Raw genomic sequence first — 16,804 nt, 5'->3', positions numbered from 1 at the left:
CCGGTGATTAACGGCAAAGCGGATGGGTTAATAACCGGGATTCTGTTTAATAACGGTCGGGTTGATGTCAATTTGGGTCTGAGGAATGGGATATAATAATTGTTTTCCCACTCTTCCTTCGAACTGCGGGAAGGCAGCCCTCATAACCTCTACCGCACGGCCGGTCCGGAGCAGATCAAACCAGCGGTGATTCTCAAACGCCAGTTCCACCCGCCGTTCTTTTTCAATGGCTAACCGGAGCGCCGGCTGCGCTAACTCCGTCAGCGCAGCCAACCCTGCCCGCTGCCGAATCTGGTTCAAATAGGTCAGTGCTTCGGCCGACTTGCCCGTTTCGTTCAGCACCTCGGCATACATCAGCAGCACATCCGCATAACGGAGTACCATAAAGTTGTTGTCGGTATCACCCGCCACAGTAATCGGCGTAGACGGTATCCATTTCCGAACATAGGGAGCCGCCACGAAACTTCCGTTGCTGCCGGTATAGCCGGTGGCCATGGAAATCTCCTTACGGAGATCACCTGTTTCAAAAGCCCGCTCGATGTCGGCGGTCGGTTTGTTAAATCCAAGTCCGCCACCGGTTGCAATGATGGAGGTGGGAATACCCCTGGGGGCAAAGTTGTTGGCCCAGTTGAGGCCCTGCCCAATGCCGCCCGCTTTGAACTGAACCTCAAAAACAGACTCTTTGTGATTGCCGTTGCTGACGGCAAAAACATCCCGGTAGGCCGGTAGCAATTCGTACGTACGGGAGTCAATTACCTCCTTCAGTTTGACCGCAGCTTCGGTGTACTGTTTCCGGGTCAGGTACACTTTCCCCAGCAGCGTTTTGGCGGCTCCGCTGGTAACCCGGCCTATATCGTTGTTGGCGGTATGTCGCACCGGCAAAGCCGTTTCAGCCTCTTTCAGATCGTTGATAATCTGAGTGTATACCTGCTCCGCCGGCGTTCTGCCCAGCCCGTAGGCGTCTTCGGTATTGGTAAATTCTTTGGTGGCCAGGGGGACGTCGCCGAATAGCCGGACCAGGTTGAAATACATCAGTGCCCGCAGAAAACGGGCTTCTCCGCCCACTTGTTTCTTTCTTTCCTCCCGCATAGTAACGCGGTCAATCCGGTCCAGAATCGCGTTACTCCGGGCAATCACCACGTAATGGTCCCGCCAGGTATTGGCAACAACCGAGTTGGTAGCATCGAGGTCGAACCGGTCAATCTGTTCAAGCGGAAGGGATAGGCCGGTACCGCCGGCGTCCTGTTCGGTATTATCTGACCGGACCTCCGCCACCCAGAATATCTCGCGGTATACGCCCGTTGCCTGCAAGCCGGCATAGGCTCCATTGATGGCCGCAATCATATCAGCTTCGCTGTTGTAAAAAGATTTGACGTTCGCGTTTGATAGCGGTTGAAGGTCCAGAAAGGATTCCCGGCAGGCGGTCTGCCAGGGAATAAACAGCAGAGTTAACAATATTTTTTTCATGTTGCTTCAGACGTACGGTTAGAAGGTAGCATTGATACCAAGAGTATAGGTGCGGGCTACGGGATAGCCGCCGTAGTCGACGCCGGGTGCCAGCGGGTTGGCTCCTTCGGTATTTACCTCCGGATTATAGCCCTTATAGCGGGTAGAGGTCAGGGCGTTCTGAACGCCCCCGTAGAGCCGGACACCCTTCAGGTGCAGGGCTTGCTGCCAGGCCTTGGGAAACGTATAGCCAAAGGTGATGTTGCGCACCCGCAGAAAAGACCCGTCTTCCACAAAAAAGGACGTCAGCGCCGTGTTGTTGCCGGTAGCCGACCGGTTGGCTCTCGGAATTTGCCCGTTGCCGGGGTCCTGGGGTGAACGCCAGCGGTTTACGTTTTCCTTGAGAACGTTGGAGTTGGCATTGGCGGCAATAAACCGCCGGGACAGATTCAGAACCTCATTTCCCTGCACACCCTGAATCAGGATGTTCAGCTCAAAGTTGCCGTAGGAGAAGCGGTTGGTCATACCGTAGATGACATCCGGCAGCGGATTACCCAGAATCGTCCGGTCGTCGGGGGTGATAATGCCGTCGCCGTTCACATCTACAAACCGGAGGTCTCCGGGGCGGGAGTTAGCCCAGGAGTTGTTGGGCCTGATGGCGTCCTGATTCATCAGCACACCATCTACTTTGTAGCCGAAAATATTGCCGAGCGGTTGCCCGATTTCGGTTTTGTGGGAATTGGCTAAGCCCGTGTTGGCAAAGATAGGGTCGCCCGTGGGCCCCAGCGAGAGCACTTTGTTGCGGTTGAACGTAACATTGACGTCGGTACTCCACTTAAAGGCATTCACCAGGTTACGGGTACTCAGCGAGAATTCCCAGCCTTTGTTCTCGACGGAGCCGATATTTTTCAGGACCGTTGTAAAACCGGTTATCTGCGGCACGTTTACGTTCAGCAACAGGTCTTTGGTAACGCGCTGGTAATACTCGGCAATCAGAAAAATCCGGCTGTTCCAAAGCCCCAGTTCCATGCCGGCATCCAATTGCCGCGTCGACTCCCAGCCCAGGCTCTGGTTGGAGAATGAAGAAGGACTGAAGCCGTTGACGATGGTGCCCAGGGCCGGACCGAAGTTATAGTTGGTGGCACTCAGCAGGCCAATGGAGCCGTAATTCGGAATGGCGTTGTTGCCGGTTAAGCCGTAGCTGGCCCGGAGTTTAAGTTCGTCGATCACGGAAATGGTTTTGATGAACGGTTCCTCCGTTAAGCGCCAGCCTGCCGATACGGAAGGAAAAGTACCCCAGCGGTTATTGGCCCCGAACCGCGACGAACCATCGCGCCGGATGGTAGCCGTCAGCAGGTATTTTTCGGCGTAGCTGTAATTGAGTCTCGCCAGCATCGAGAGCAACCCCCACTGTGACCGGCCTGAACCCGTGCCGTTGGTCTGGAATGTGGTAGCGACATTAAGCGTCTGAACCTGGTCGTTAGGCATTTGATTACTCCGGATGTAGTTGTTCAGGTAGTCAGACTTTTGGGAGGTATAACCCACCAGCCCCGTTACTGCATGTTTACCGCTAAAGGTACGGTCATAGGTCAGGGTGTTTTCCCACAGCCAGTCGAACGCATGAAAGGAATTATCGAACGCAGAGGGGACCGACGGTGCCGGTGCGGAGTCGAACCCCAGGATAGACGGCCGGAAATAATTCTGCCGGGCGGTGTTGACATTGACCCCCAGATTGGTTTTGGCGGTAAGATGCGGGAGAATCTGCCATTCCGCAAATGCCGTACTGATCAGTTGAAACTGCTGGCGCTGATTGGTGGTTTCCAGCGCGATGGCCACCGGATTCTCCGGCTGGATAAAGCGGTAACCGAAATTGGTTTGTGTACTGTAGGTGCCGTCCGGATTATAAACCGGCAGGGTAGGGGAGTACACCAGAGCGGCATTGATAACGGCATTCTCTGACGAACCAAAATGCCCCTCCGCATTGACAATCCGGCGAAGCGTGTAGCTGGGGCTCAGGTTTACGCCGACTTTGACCTTAGGGAATAAATCGGCATCTGTGTTAACCCGGAATGAGTAACGCTCAAACCCGGAATTAATGACTAGTCCTTCCTGCTTCAGGTACCCTCCGCTGATAAGAAACCGCGACCGGTCGTTGCCGCCTGAGGCTGTCAACTGGTAGTTCTGCATGGGGGCTACCCGAAAAATAGCGTCCTGCCAATCGGTACCTTCGCCAAAGCCGGCCGGATTGTTGAAACCCGGCGGTATATCGTTCTGAAACCCGGAGTTGGTATGCGCATCACGTACCATATCGGCATACTCGGTAGCATTCATCATCGGAATTTTGTGGGATACCTCCTGCCAGCCGGTGAAGACATCCAGATTCAGGCGGGCCTGACCGGCCTTACCCCGTCTGGTGGTGATGATAATAACGCCGTTGGCTCCGCGAGAACCATAAATAGCGGTGGCCGAGGCATCTTTCAGCACCTCCATGGATTCAATGTCATTGGGGTTAATCTGCGCGAGCGGATTGGACGTCTGGTTGTAGCCCACTTCCAGCGGAAAGCCATCGATGACGTACAGGGGCTCGTTGCCGGCCCCTATGGAGCCGGTACCCCGGACCCGCACGGTAATGCCTCCGCCGGGTGCACCGGTCGTCTGCGACACTTGTACCCCTGCTACCTGTCCGGCCAATGCCTGGTCAAGACCCGTTACCGGTTGATCCTTAATGTTTTGAATAGGTACGGAAACAACAGAGCCGGTAATGTTGGTGCGCTTCTGGCTACCGTAGCCTACTACCACCACCTCGTTCAGCGACTTGGTGTCGGTTGCCAGCGAGACGTTCAGCAGCGTCTGATTGCTCACCGCTACTTCCTGTTTCTGGTAGCCGACAAAACTGAAAACCAATACACTGTTTCCGTCCGGAGCGTCAATCTGGTATTGCCCCTGGGCGTTGGTCGTGGTGCCACGCTGGGTGCCTTTCAAAACCACACTTACACCGGGTAAAGCCGCTCCTGCTTCGTCGGATACTGTGCCCGATATAATCCGGAACAAGGCTGCCGGCTCAGCAGCTTGGGTGAGACCCGTACGTTCTTCGTCTGCCCGTTCTGTTCCGGCAACGGCATGGAGCAGAATCTGGCCGCCCACCATCCGGTAGGCAATATTGAGTGGTTTAAAAACGGTTTCGAGCACATCGGACAAACGCTGGTTGGAGACGCGCACCGAGATTCTCCGGTCGGCACCGATGGCCCGCGGGCTGTAGACAAACTTGACGCCGGATGATTTTTCCAGGGTGTTCAGCACACGTTTGATTTCAGCGTTCTCCATACGGATGCTCACCAGGCGCTCCAGCACATCCTGCGCCTGGCCGTCGCGGGAGAAGGCCACTGACGAAAAGACGAGGATTAACAACAATTGGTGGAGGGCACTTTTCATAAGAAACCACAGTAGGGATTGGTACTGTAAGCGGTTTTGCATAGTTTTAACTGTTTTTGTGTGATTCGCTCGAATTGGCAAAAACGGGCCGGGCATCCCCTGGCAGGGATGGTAAAACTTGACAGGTTTTTCGGCCGCAGAGAGGTCGGCACTGGGAGAGACGGTGCCGGCTTTTTTTATGGCGTGTACAGTACAGGTTATGGACTCATAGGCTACAAGGGTTTTAGGGAACAGTTTAGCGACAACCTTTGCCGGTAATCAGGATTTTGGTGCCGCGGACTTCATAACTGGCATTAATTGTTCCGCAGACCATATCCAGCTTCGTAAAGAGCGGCTGGTTGGCAAGGTTACCCGTGAAGGTGCATTCGCCCAGCACCGGCCGTTCCAGTTCAATGTCAATGCCGTAGGTGTCTTCCAGCAGATCCAGCACCGTGGTCAGTGGAGTCTCTTCAAACGCAAAGGCGTTTTGTGCCGTTGGGGTATTTGGCTGAGGTTGAATAGGTGCCGGCTTTTCCACAATGCCGGCTACAAAATGTTTGTTGTCGGTGTAGTAGGTGGCTTTCTGGTTAGGGGTCAGGATTATGCCCGAACTGCCGGAGGTCTCTTTCTCCTTCATCTCATTTTGGGAGCGGTAAACGGTCACTTTGCCGGACTTAACCGCTACCTCCACGGTTTCGAATCCCGGAACGGAATGTATCATAAATTCGGTGCCTAATACCCTGGTAGCCACTTCGCCGGAATAGACAATAAACGGCTGGCTGGTATTCCGGCGCACGGCAAAGTTGGCGGTACCCTCCAGCCTGACTTCGCGGTTGCTGCGGTTAAACAGGGGAGAAATGGCCAGTCGGGCGTTAGGCTCCAGCGTAACATGGCTGCTGTCAGGCAACACGATTACCATTGCCTGTGTACCGGTGTTGGCCCGCTCGGTCCAGGTGAAATCTAAAGGAGTATGGGTGGCGGCAAGGCCCGGCTGGTTGCGTTGCGGATTTTGGTTCAGGTAGGAGAGAGAAAACCACAGGATACCCACTACGGCTGCCGCAGCGGCACCGCCTGCTGCCCAGCGTCTCCAGAGGGGTTGCACATTAACTTCGGGCTCGGCGGTTTCGACTTCCAGTTGCGGTTGCTGCCGGAGCAGTTGCTGCCAGATACGCTCTTCTAATTGTTGGTATTCCGCTTCGGTCAGCGCCTGAGTCGATTCTTCGCCCAGCAGTTCATACCACTGCTCGACCAGTTGGCGCTCGTCCGGCGTACAGTCATTGTTGACATACCGTTGCAGTAAGTCACGCAGTGTCTTCCGACTCATGGATTTAGGGGCTTGTTATCCATTACGTCAAAAAAGCAGTGGCAAGCCGTAAACGAATTTTATATGTTCTTAGAAAATTTATATAGTAAGTGAGTTATTCGCCGGAAGTTCCTGTGATTATGATAGAAGCTTCAGAGGAGAGAATTGACCGGCAACTGGCCTTAAAATACTACGTAGTCTCACTTGAGAAACAGCAATAAACAAAACGTCAGGAACTCTTTGAGGTGCAGGCGTAGGGAGCGAAGGGCCTGGGTGATGTGGTATTCGACGGCGCGTTCGGTGAGGCCGGTTAGCTCAGCAATTTCGGCAGTAGTTTTCTGGTCGAACCGGCTCAGGCGGAAGATGTAGCCGGTCTTTTCGGGGAGATGCCGGATACCCGCTTCGAGCGCCGTAGCTAGCTCGGCTTCCCGAACAGGCACGTCGGCGGCCACGGCCATCGGCTCATCAGCCAGTAGCTCAACTTCCGTTGGTTGCTCCCGACCCAGTTTGTGTTTGATATGGTTAATAACTGAATAGCGCAGAGCCGTGAACAGGTAGGCTTCCAGATTACCGATGAGCGTATGCTGCCGATTTTCCCAGAGTTTCAGAAAGATATCTTGTACCAGTTCTTCGGCTATAGTCCGGTTCAACGTTCTGCGGTAAGCCTGGTTGAATAGCGGTCGCCAATAACGGACGTAGATAGTCCGGAATGCCTGTGCGTCGTCGGCTCGCAGCAGTTTCAGCAGAATTTCTTCCGGGAGGTCCGTATACATTATCCTCACTCAAAAAAACAACCGGTTCTTCAGCTTCTCGCGGAGGTTTTTAATGCCTTTGTAAATCAGGTCGCGCACGGTCTGGTACTGCAACTGCATTACCTCCGTGATCTCCGGATACGACAGGTCCTGAAAATATTTCAGGTAAATGGCTTCCTTCTGGCGCAGGGGCAGCCGGTTCAGTTCCTTCGTTAGCTCAGAATGGGTGTGTTGCTCCGTTTCTTCAAGAATCAGGTCGCTCTCAGGCGATGGGGCGCTGGTATAATTTTCGGCTTCGTCATCTACCGAAAAAAGCGGCTCCCGGCGGTGTTTCTTCAGGTTGTATAGAATCTTCCGGCGGATTGATACCAGCAGGTAAAACCGGACGGACTGAACATCGGCCAGGTGTTCGCGATCCTGCCACAGATCCAGAAAAAATTCCTGCAGGGTATCTTTCAGAAAGTCGCGGTCGGCAAACAGGTTGTAACCATAATTGTAAAGCGTGCGGTAGTGGGCAAAGTAGATGCGGGAGAACGCTTCCTGGCTGCCTTCCTTGAACCGCTTCCACAGGAGTACGTCGTCTGCTGTATGTTGCCCCGAATCTCTCAACCGTATGTACCGATTACCACAAATAAAACAGGCGGCCGGCAGACATTGCGCTGCCGGCCGCCCGAATATATACAATTTTTTGCTGAATTATGAATACTGTGCCGGTGGTCGGCCTCATTTACAGACTTTTCAGGTAGGCAATGCTCTGCGGTACCTGCTGCTCAACCAGGGGGCTCTCGTCCTCAATGTAATAGTACTTGATAGCTGTTTTCTGGGCAGCTTTCAAAATAGCTGGCAGGTTAAGCTGACCGGTTCCCAGCGTTACGTCGTTCTCCGGTGGGGTAGAGCCGGAGAAGTCCCCCTTTACGCCTTTTTTCAGGTCTTTGATGTGCATCAGCTTAAAGCGCTTCGGGTATTTCTTCAGCAGCGCTTCCGGATCGTGGCCGGGATGGAATACCCAGAGAATGTCCATTTCGTAGCTGACATTATCCGGATTAGTATTCTGGACAATGTAGTCGAACAGGGTCCCGTCCTGATAGGGCTGAAATTCGAAGCCGTGGTTGTGGTAAACAAACGTGAGTCCGTTTTCTTTCAGCTTCCGGCCAAACTGGTTGAAATCCCCGACAGTCCGTTTCGCATCCTCCAGCGTAAAATCACCCTTGTGCGGTACACCCGACAGCCGCACAAACTCAGCCCCCAGGGTTTTGGCATTGCGGATAATGGAGTCCGGGTTATTTTTTAAGGCATTGTATTGGACACCGTAACTGGAGCAACGCATACCCCGTTCATCAAGGTATTTCCGCATCTCGGCAGCCGATTTGCCGAACAGGCTGGACATCTCCATGTTGGTAATGCCCATGGCTTTGATTTTGTCGAGTGTGCCGGGTACATCTTTGGCAAAACTGGCTCGCATGGTGTACGATACCATACCCGGCGTTTCTTTCAGCAGCTTGCCAAATTTTTTTGACTGCGCGATGGTGGTAAGGGCCAGCAGGCAAAGCAGCAGTGATAAACAGAGGTTCTTTTTCATAATGGTTTTGTAATCCCAGCGGGATAGTCAAGTTTACTAATCAACCAGTTCACCAATCAACAACACCTGACTGGCGTAGCCGGCGTTCTCGGCGTACCGGCGCGGATCGTTGATGGCATTGCCCCGTTTTTGCAGAATGGCTGCTTTGTCGAGGGGTTCATCTGATAAAGTCAACTCGACGGTGTGTATACCGTCCGGGAGTTCGGGCAAGAGGAAATAATTGGATCGGTAATAGGTGCAGTACTCGTCAAAACGGGGGTACTTTCGGGCCGGTTGGCCGTCAATGCTGACGCTGTACTGTCCGCAACCGGGGCCCATTACATCGTATAGCCCCAATTGGGTGCCTTTGAACCGGATTGTCATCTTTGCACCTGCCTGATTGGCCTTCACCAGGTACGTAAACCGGTTTTGCAACTGCCTGGCTACAGTGTCCGTTGCTGGCGTAATCTCCTGCCAGTGTGCGCTTCGCGATACCACCCGAACCGGCGCCATGGCGGCTCGTTCCCAATTATCGGCGAGTAATGGTTTTGGGAGTCGGTGCATTTGGGGCTGGCCCTGGTTCTGCAGGTGCTGGATGGCGCGGGCAAAGGCTTCGGCGTAGAGCCGGTGACCGGTAGTTGGGTAGGGGTGTACATTATCGTTCGAGAACACCAGCTTATCCGGGTACGCTTCGGGTTTGCCCCGGTAAACCAATTTTCCGTTCTGCGCCAGTTTCACCACTTCTAAGCCCATATGGATGGACGGGATGCCATAGTAATCGGCTACCTTCTCCATCGCGGTGGCCGATGCGGGTAGCTTACCCTGCTCCAGTATGGGAGCCATAGCGGCTGTCAGCGTGTACACAAAAGCAATGTCGGTGCGGGGGAACTGCCGCCAGATTTGCCGGACAATACCCTCCATGGTGCGGTGAATCAAGTCTGGTTGCCTGCCATTATCATTTACCGCAAACTCCACCAGAACCAGGTCGGGCGCGTGGTCGAGAACGTGCTGCCGCAGCCGGAACGCACCCAGGTCGGAGCCGGTCCCGCCGATAGCGGCATTGATGTGGGTAATGGCCGATTTCGGGTAAGCCTGCTGCAAGCCTTTCAGCGATTGCTCCCGCCAGCCATTACCGGCCTCGGTGATACTGCCACCGAAGTAAGCAATCTTTACCGGTTGCCCGCTTTTGAGCTTCTGAAAGAAGGTAGGCAGGCCGGAACGGACGGTACACTCCCGCGCCGGTGCCAGCGAGTCGGGCTGGGCGTAAAGGGGCGGGAAGCTGACAAAAATTAACAGGAGTATAATCGGAATTGGACGCATAAGGGGATAGGTGGAGTACGAAAGGGCTCCTGCTTTACAAAGTCAGGATGATGGCTAACTTACCATTATTTGCTTATCTTGCTACGGTAATCCAGTTACAAAAGCGTAAGGTGTACTCCGTAACGTGACTTCTTTTTCCTTCGATTTTCCTGAAAACCAACTACCGTTTGGCCTGATGCGCTGGGAGCCGGTGCCGGGTGCGGAGCCAAACGATTTTCGCTGTGTAGCCGCAACGCCGGTGGCCGGAAAGCTGCTGGGCGTCTCTGTTGAGGGGTTGACGGACCAGCGGCTTCGAAGCCTGTTCCCCGATGCGGCTGGTAATCTGGCCGGCGACTGGCAGCGGGTATGGCAGGAAAACAGCACTAGCCGGCTTGACCTGTTTTATCATCACCCGCAGGAGACTACCGGGCACTGGCTGGAACTTACCGCTGCCCGATCTGATACGCACCTGATCGTAACCCTTTACGACGTTTCCGATCGGATTGCCAGCCTTCACACGATCCAGGATAAACTGGAGACAACGACCCAGCAGCAGCAGCGACAACATGCCTATCAGCGGGCTTTGCTCGACGGCGCTATCAACGGTATTGTCTCGCATAACGCCATCAGGAATGCGGAAGGGAAGATTGTTGATTTTGGTTTTCTGTCGCTCAATAAAGCGGCCGAATCGCTGATTGGCCGGACCATCAACGAGTTGGCGGGGCATACCATGCTGGAGTTGTTTCCCCGCAATAGGGAGTTGGGGCTGTACGATATGTATGTGCAGGTGGTTGAAACCGGGATAGCCAATCGAACCGAAGTGTACTACCAGGGCGATGGGCTGGATTTCTGGATTGCGGTGTCAGCCGTTAAGCAGGGCGACGGCTTTGTGGTAACGTTTGTCGACGTAACCGAAGCCCGGCAGACCCGCCAGAGGCTCGAATTTATGGTGCAGCAACTCCGGCGCTCCAACGATTACCTTCAGCAGTTTGCGTATGTGGCTTCGCATGATTTACAGGAACCCCTACGCAAAATTCACGCGTTTGGCGATGTGCTGCAGAAACAATTCGGTCCGATGCTTGGCGAAGCCGGAAGCGACCTCATTCATCGAATGCAAAAGGCGAGCGGGCGCATGCAGGCACTGGTTCGAGACCTGCTGGCCTACTCCCGCCTGAATACCCAACCCAAAGCGGCTGTAGCCGTTGATCTGAACATGCTGTTTGCCGAGATACTGAACGATCTGGAACTGGCTATTCAGGAAAAGCAGGCCAGGGTTCAGGTGGCTCCACTGCCGTCGGTAGCCGGCAGCCTGACGCAACTGACTCAACTGTTTGTCAACTTGCTGAGCAATGCGCTTAAATTTCATAAACCTGACCAGCCCCCGCAGGTGACAATCACTGGGAAAGTCATAACCGGCAAAGACCTGCCCGAACTAAAAGCCCTGAATCCACGCCAGCGGTACGGATGTGTTCAGGTAAGCGATGAGGGTATCGGCTTCGACGAGCAGTATAGCGAGCGGGTGTTTCAGATGTTTCAGCGACTGCATGGCGTTACCAAATACCCCGGTACCGGTGTGGGTCTGGCTCTTTGTAAACGCATCATCGAAAACCATGGCGGCTGGATAACGGTCCGGAGTCAACCCGACCGGGGAACTACTTTTACCGTATATTTGCCCGTCGAGATGAATGACGATCTGCTTTTTTAATTCCATCCATTCGTGCAGTTACAAACTATAGATACCGGATTCTTTAAGTTAGACGGCGGTGCCATGTTCGGTGTGGTACCCAAAACACTCTGGAACAGGCTCAACCCGGCCGATGAGCAAAACCGCTGTACCTGGGCCATGCGCTGTCTGCTGGTCGAGGACGGCAAACGCCTGATGCTGGTCGATACGGGCATTGGCGACAAACAGGATGAAAAGTTTTTCGGGCACTATGACCTGCATGGTGATGCCAGCCTATTGGGGTCCATCCGTAAAGCCGGCTATTCAGAATCCGATATTACCGACGTATTGCTGACGCATCTGCATTTCGACCACGTAGGGGGCGCTGTTCGCTACGATGCCGCTCACACCCGCCTGGAACCTGCCTTTCCGAAGGCGACTTACTGGACGCACAGCATGCACTGGAACTGGGCCGTGATGCCGAACCTCCGCGAAAAAGCGTCCTTTCTGCGCGAAAATATCCTGCCCCTGCACGATAGCGGGCAACTGAACTATGTCGATCAGGGTAGCTTTTCGTTCCCGGGCGTTGAACTCCTGTTTGTGAATGGTCATACCGAGAAAATGACGCTGCCCAAGTTCCGTATCCGGGGCCGGACCATCGTGTACATGGCCGATCTGATCCCGTCCTCGGCCCACATACCGATGCCCTACGTAATGAGCTACGACATCCGGCCGCTGGAGACCATGGAAGAAAAAAACTGGGTGCTGGAACGAGCTGTGGAGGAAAACTGGATTCTGGTATTTGAGCACGACCCCGTCGTGGAGGCTGCAACCGTTATGCCGACCGAAAAAGGAATCCGGATCAAGGAACAGGGGCGTCTGGCCGACCTGCTCTAGCCGGTATTGGCAGTCTATTCCCGTCCGGCATAACTTATCGGGCTAGTTAGCCGTTTTAGAAAAGTAACTTGTGACGGGCCAACAGCCTGACCACCATTTAGTCGGAAACGGAGCCATGAAAGTTGGATTAGTGTTGTCGGGCGGAGGGGCCCGTGGAATTGCGCACCTGGGGGTAATAAAGGCCCTGCAGGAGCAGGGAATTCAGATTGACCGCATTGCCGGTACCAGCGCGGGCGCTATTGCCGGCGCTTTGTTTGCCAACGGCTATTCGCCGGATGAAGCCCTGAAAATTGTTGAAACGTCTTCGTTTTTCCGGCACCTGCGGCCGGCCTGGAGCCGCATGGGCCTGCTCCGGATCGACACGGCCATTGAGTTATACAGGAAATACCTGCCCCACGATTCGTTTGAGGGTCTTAAAATTCCCCTGCACGTAGCCGCCGTTGACCTGAACGAAGGCGATCTGGAGATCTTTGAGCAGGGAGAACTCATCCGGCCCGTGCTGGCGTCGTGTTGTTTGCCTGGTATCTTTGAACCATTCTACCTGAACAGGCGGCAGTATGTAGACGGGGGAGTGCTGAACAACCTGCCGGTCGAAGCGCTGGAGAACAAGGTTGATTTTATCATTGGATCGCATTGTAATCCCTTTCAGCTCCGTAAGCCGATCAGTTCGATGCGGGGGGTTATTGAACGGAGTCTGATTTTGGGTATTCAAAGTAAAACAAAAGACCGCTTTGCTAAATGCAATGTGCTCATTGAACCGCCGGAGTTGGCAAACTTCGATGTATTTGACATACGCCGGGCCAGGGAAATCTTCAGGGTAGGGTACCAATATACGCATCGACTGGAAGTACGACTGGCCAAAGCATCTGAGGCCGAAGTGTAGCCGGTGTACCGCACTATTGACCATATAAAAGCCAGATTCTAGCGGAAGAATCTGGCTTTTATAGTATTTACCTGATCCATAGGGTATTCCTACTATTCATAGTTCATTTCAACTATGACCGGCATAGTAGCGGCTAAAAGATATGTAGCTTATTGTCCAAAAAGTACAAGACTCCCTGTAACCATTGGTAACAAACTAAGTATTTATAGTAAAAATACTTAAGTAATATAAAATGAATGCCAGAATTAAAATAAGGTATAAGTTTGAATAAGCAGAATAATTTATAAGTCATTAAATTTTATGCAGACCATTTGCATTGTTTCTCCTTCTGGTTATGTTTGTGGCTAAGAAACAAGTTTTCTTAACCTAAAACTAAACGTACATGAGGAAAAATCTACTGTTGAGCATGCTCTTGCTATGCTCAAGCTGGGCCGCTGCATGGGCTCAGGAGCGACAGGTCACCGGCAGGGTTACGCTGTCTGAAGACGGCAGTCCTATGCCGGGCGTTTCCGTGGTCATTAAGGGAACCACCCGCGGGGCTAATACCGACTCTGAGGGTAATTACGCCATTATGGTTCCTGCCTCCGGCGGCAAGCTTATTTACAGCTTTGTGGGGATGGCGTCTCAGGAAGTTGAAATTGGTAATCGGTCCGTGATTGATGTGAAGCTGGCGGCTGATACCCGTCTGTTGTCAGAGGTGGTTGTCACGGCCCAGGGGATCGTCCGCGAAAAACGGGCTTTGGGTTACGCCGTTACGGCCATTGAGAAAAAGCTCATCGAAGATCGTCCGCAAGCCGATGTCGCTCGGGTTCTTCAGGGCAAAGTTCCCGGTGTAAACATCACTGCTACATCGGGGGTATCGGGTACCGGTACCAACATCACCATCCGGGGGTATTCATCCATTACGGGTTCGGTGCAGCCGCTGTTTGTGGTCGACGGGGTGCCGTTTAACTCCAGTACCAACCAGCGGGGTGGTTTTACTAACGGGGGCCAATCGGCGTCCAGCCGCTTCTTGGATATTGATCCCAACAACATCGAAAACGTTACGGTGCTGAAAGGCCTGGCGGCTACGGTGACCTACGGTGATCAGGGCCGGAACGGGGTGATTCTGATTACGACCAAAAACGGCAGTAAGAAAGCCCGGAAGACCGAGTTTACGCTGACCCAGTCATACTTCACCAATACAGCCCACCTGCCCCGCTATCAGAACCGGTACGTAGGTGGTTTCCAGCAGAACTTAGGGTATTTCTTCAGTAACTGGGGGCCTACCCTGGAAGAAGCACAGATCTATCCTTCTCAGAATACAAACACAGCCCTAACTAACCACCCGTACGCCTTCTTCTCGGTAGCGGCTACGCGGGCCGCCCTGGCTGACTATGTGGCGTCGGTTAGTCCGTACAAGATGCAGGTCTTTCCGGATAACGTCAATGATTTCTTCCGGACCGGGCAGATTTCGACTACATCGATGAATATCTCCGGTGGGGGCGAAAAGGTAAGTTACAATGTGTCGGCCGGCTACAATAAAGAAGGCGGCTACATCCCGGAAAATGGGCTGACACGGTTGAACCTTGGTTTAGGTCTGAACGCCCAGATGAGTCCGCGGCTGACGGTAACCACGTCGATCAACTTTGTCAACACCGATCAATTTTCGCCCCCGCTGAGCGCCGGCGACGGCAACAATGCGGTAGGTTTCCCCTCGGTGCTGGCCAACGTCATGTATACCCCCCGGCAGGTTGACCTGATGGGCTGGCCGTACGAAAATCCCATTGACGGCAGCACGATCTATTTCCGCAGCGGTAACGATATTCCCAACCCACGGTGGGTACTCAAAAACTATAAAACAACCGGGGTTGTCAATCGGGTGTTTGCGGCTACTACCGCCAATTATGAGTTGGGCAAAGACCTGATGCTGCTTTATAAAGTAGGTCTGGATACGTACGATGAAACCCAGGAATACAATCTTAATAAAGGGGGTGTACAGGTGGTTAATGGTCTGTATAACACCTTTAATGTCAAGAATACCATCTGGGATAACAGCGTGATCCTGTCGTACTCCCGGTCGCTGACCGATAAATTTGCCATGTCTGCCAAAGTGGGTGGTAACCTGCGGAACGACCTGTACAGCGCGTACAACATAAACAGCCAGAATCAGCTAGCCAGAAACCTTTTCCGACATACCAATTTTATTGATAACCAGGCCGCTAACCAGACGATAGAGCAAACCCGGGTGGGTATTTTCGGGGAAGTAACGGCTGATTTCAATAACTATCTGTTCCTGAACGTAGCCGGCCGGAACGACTGGACCTCAACCGTGGAGAAAGAAAACCGGCGGATCTTCTACCCGTCGGCCAGTCTTTCCTTTGTGCCCACTACCGCTTTCCAGGGCATGGAGTCCAGTTTCCTGAACTTCCTGAAGGTACGGGCGGGTGTCGGAACGTCGGCTGGTTTCCCCAACCCGTACAGCACCCGAAATATCCTGAACCAGAGTGCCCGGGGCTGGTTGAATGCCGCCGGTACGGCCGTACAGACCCACTCGGTTGATAACACCCTTGGTAATCCGAACCTGAAGCCGGAGCTGCATACAGAATATGAACTGGGTCTGGAAGGAAAACTGCTCAACAGCCGGATTGGCTTCGATCTGACGCTATACCGCCGGATCACCCGGAACCTGATCACCAACTCACCGCTCGATGCGGCTACCGGTTTCACCGGAACGACGATCAACATCGGTAAGATCCGTAACCAGGGTATTGAGCTGAACCTGAACGGAAACCTGCTGCGGGCCGGATCGTTTGGCTGGGATGCGATCCTCAACTTCTCCCGGAACGAGCCTAAAGTGCTTGACCTGGGCGGAACGCTTCAGGAGGTGCAGATTGCCGGGTATGGTTCGGCGCTGGGTAACTACGCTATCGTAGGTCAACCCTTTAACATCATCAAAGGAACCGGCTTCCGTCGCAACGATCAGGGGCAGTTTCTGGTCGATGCCCAGGGCTATCTCCAGGCAACTACCTCGCCGATCATCCTGGGCGACCCGAACCCAGCCTTCATGACCAGCTTTATCAATGACTTCAGCTACAAGGGCTTAACGCTGAGTGTCATGCTGGCGTATCGGCATGGTGGTGTGATGTACTCCACTACGGCCGGAGCCCTGCTGGGTCGCGGTCTAACCATTGACAGCGGGCTGGAAACCGGCTACGACCGGGCTCAGACTTATATATTCCCCGGCGTGAAAGCAGACGGTACCCCGAACGATATTCAGGTAACGGCTTCGGATGTAGGCTTCAACAACGTCTACTTCTTCGGGGACGAAGGACGGATTTTCGATGGTTCGACCATTCGCCTGCAGGAAGTAGGCCTCTCGTATCAGCTTCCTAAACAACTGTTTGTGAAGCTTCCGTTCAAGAGCGCTTCCATCTCCTTTACCGGTAACAACATCTGGTACAAGGCGATCAACATGCCGAAAGGGTTGAACTTTGATACCGACAACCTTGGCTTAGGGGTAGGTAATGGCCTCGGCTTTGAGTTCCTGACAGGTCCGAGTTCCCGTCGACTGGGTGGTACGCTGAAGTTGACTTTCTAATTGACAAACATT

General features: G+C 53.5%; 11 protein-coding genes. 4 read left to right on the top strand and 7 right to left on the bottom strand.

Annotated elements, in window-relative coordinates:
- Positions 1-27 precede the first annotated feature (27 nt).
- From ABD949_RS13635 to ABD949_RS13605, 7 genes are all read right to left on the bottom strand, one after another.
- Entirely contained in the window at positions 28-1,467 is a 1,440-nt protein-coding gene (locus tag ABD949_RS13635; RefSeq protein ID WP_345244306.1) for a RagB/SusD family nutrient uptake outer membrane protein, read from the bottom strand.
- An 18-nt stretch (positions 1,468-1,485) separates the two neighbouring features.
- On the bottom strand, positions 1,486-4,878 hold the full coding sequence (locus ABD949_RS13630) for a TonB-dependent receptor (protein ID WP_345244305.1): 3,393 nt from the start codon (positions 4,876-4,878) through the stop codon (positions 1,486-1,488).
- A 235-nt stretch (positions 4,879-5,113) separates the two neighbouring features.
- Complete coding sequence (locus tag ABD949_RS13625) at positions 5,114-6,181, bottom strand: FecR domain-containing protein (RefSeq protein ID WP_345244303.1); 1,068 nt, start codon at positions 6,179-6,181, stop codon at positions 5,114-5,116.
- Positions 6,182-6,360: 179 nt separating this feature from the next.
- Positions 6,361-6,933 (bottom strand): sigma-70 family RNA polymerase sigma factor, encoded by a 573-nt coding sequence (locus ABD949_RS13620; protein ID WP_345244301.1) that lies wholly within the window; start codon positions 6,931-6,933, stop codon positions 6,361-6,363.
- A 9-nt stretch (positions 6,934-6,942) separates the two neighbouring features.
- Positions 6,943-7,521 (bottom strand): RNA polymerase sigma factor, encoded by a 579-nt coding sequence (locus ABD949_RS13615; RefSeq protein ID WP_345244300.1) that lies wholly within the window; start codon positions 7,519-7,521, stop codon positions 6,943-6,945.
- 118 nt (positions 7,522-7,639) lie between these two features.
- Positions 7,640-8,491, bottom strand: a complete 852-nt coding sequence (locus ABD949_RS13610) for a sugar phosphate isomerase/epimerase family protein (protein WP_345244298.1) — start codon at positions 8,489-8,491, stop codon at positions 7,640-7,642.
- Between the two features lie 36 nt (positions 8,492-8,527).
- The gene (locus tag ABD949_RS13605) at positions 8,528-9,790 is read right to left on the bottom strand and encodes an SGNH/GDSL hydrolase family protein (protein WP_345244296.1); all 1,263 of its coding nucleotides are present in this window, start codon (positions 9,788-9,790) and stop codon (positions 8,528-8,530) included.
- Positions 9,791-9,914: 124 nt separating this feature from the next.
- Between ABD949_RS13605 and ABD949_RS13600 the strand changes: the two genes are divergently transcribed.
- From ABD949_RS13600 to ABD949_RS13585, 4 genes are all read left to right on the top strand, one after another.
- Positions 9,915-11,474: a sensor histidine kinase gene (locus ABD949_RS13600; RefSeq protein ID WP_345244294.1), complete on the top strand. Its 1,560-nt coding sequence runs from the start codon at positions 9,915-9,917 to the stop codon at positions 11,472-11,474.
- A gap of 12 nt (positions 11,475-11,486) precedes the next feature.
- On the top strand, positions 11,487-12,329 hold the full coding sequence (locus ABD949_RS13595; protein WP_345244292.1) for an MBL fold metallo-hydrolase: 843 nt from the start codon (positions 11,487-11,489) through the stop codon (positions 12,327-12,329).
- 115 nt (positions 12,330-12,444) lie between these two features.
- Positions 12,445-13,212 (top strand): patatin-like phospholipase family protein, encoded by a 768-nt coding sequence (locus tag ABD949_RS13590; RefSeq protein WP_345244290.1) that lies wholly within the window; start codon positions 12,445-12,447, stop codon positions 13,210-13,212.
- Positions 13,213-13,594: 382 nt separating this feature from the next.
- Positions 13,595-16,792, top strand: a complete 3,198-nt coding sequence (locus ABD949_RS13585) for a SusC/RagA family TonB-linked outer membrane protein (RefSeq protein WP_345244288.1) — start codon at positions 13,595-13,597, stop codon at positions 16,790-16,792.
- Positions 16,793-16,804 lie beyond the last annotated feature (12 nt).

This window comes from Nibrella saemangeumensis (assembly GCF_039541915.1).
Lineage (GTDB): Bacteria > Bacteroidota > Bacteroidia > Cytophagales > Spirosomataceae > Nibrella > Nibrella saemangeumensis.
The sequence above is the reverse complement of the archived record's forward strand: the minus strand, read 5'-3'. Positions and strand labels throughout refer to the sequence as shown.

What these genes read in the sequence shown, in the direction of transcription:
- ABD949_RS13590 (WP_345244290.1), top strand. Translation starts at nt 12,445, where the DNA reads ATGAAAGTTGGATTAGTGTTGTCGGGCGGAGGGGCCCGTGGAATTGCG.
- ABD949_RS13610 (WP_345244298.1), bottom strand. Translation starts at nt 8,491, where the DNA reads ATGAAAAAGAACCTCTGTTTATCACTGCTGCTTTGCCTGCTGGCCCTT.
- ABD949_RS13635 (WP_345244306.1), bottom strand. Translation starts at nt 1,467, where the DNA reads ATGAAAAAAATATTGTTAACTCTGCTGTTTATTCCCTGGCAGACCGCC.
- ABD949_RS13625 (WP_345244303.1), bottom strand. Translation starts at nt 6,181, where the DNA reads ATGAGTCGGAAGACACTGCGTGACTTACTGCAACGGTATGTCAACAAT.
- ABD949_RS13620 (WP_345244301.1), bottom strand. Translation starts at nt 6,933, where the DNA reads ATGTATACGGACCTCCCGGAAGAAATTCTGCTGAAACTGCTGCGAGCC.
- ABD949_RS13630 (WP_345244305.1), bottom strand. Translation starts at nt 4,878, where the DNA reads ATGAAAAGTGCCCTCCACCAATTGTTGTTAATCCTCGTCTTTTCGTCA.
- ABD949_RS13585 (WP_345244288.1), top strand. Translation starts at nt 13,595, where the DNA reads ATGAGGAAAAATCTACTGTTGAGCATGCTCTTGCTATGCTCAAGCTGG.
- ABD949_RS13605 (WP_345244296.1), bottom strand. Translation starts at nt 9,790, where the DNA reads ATGCGTCCAATTCCGATTATACTCCTGTTAATTTTTGTCAGCTTCCCG.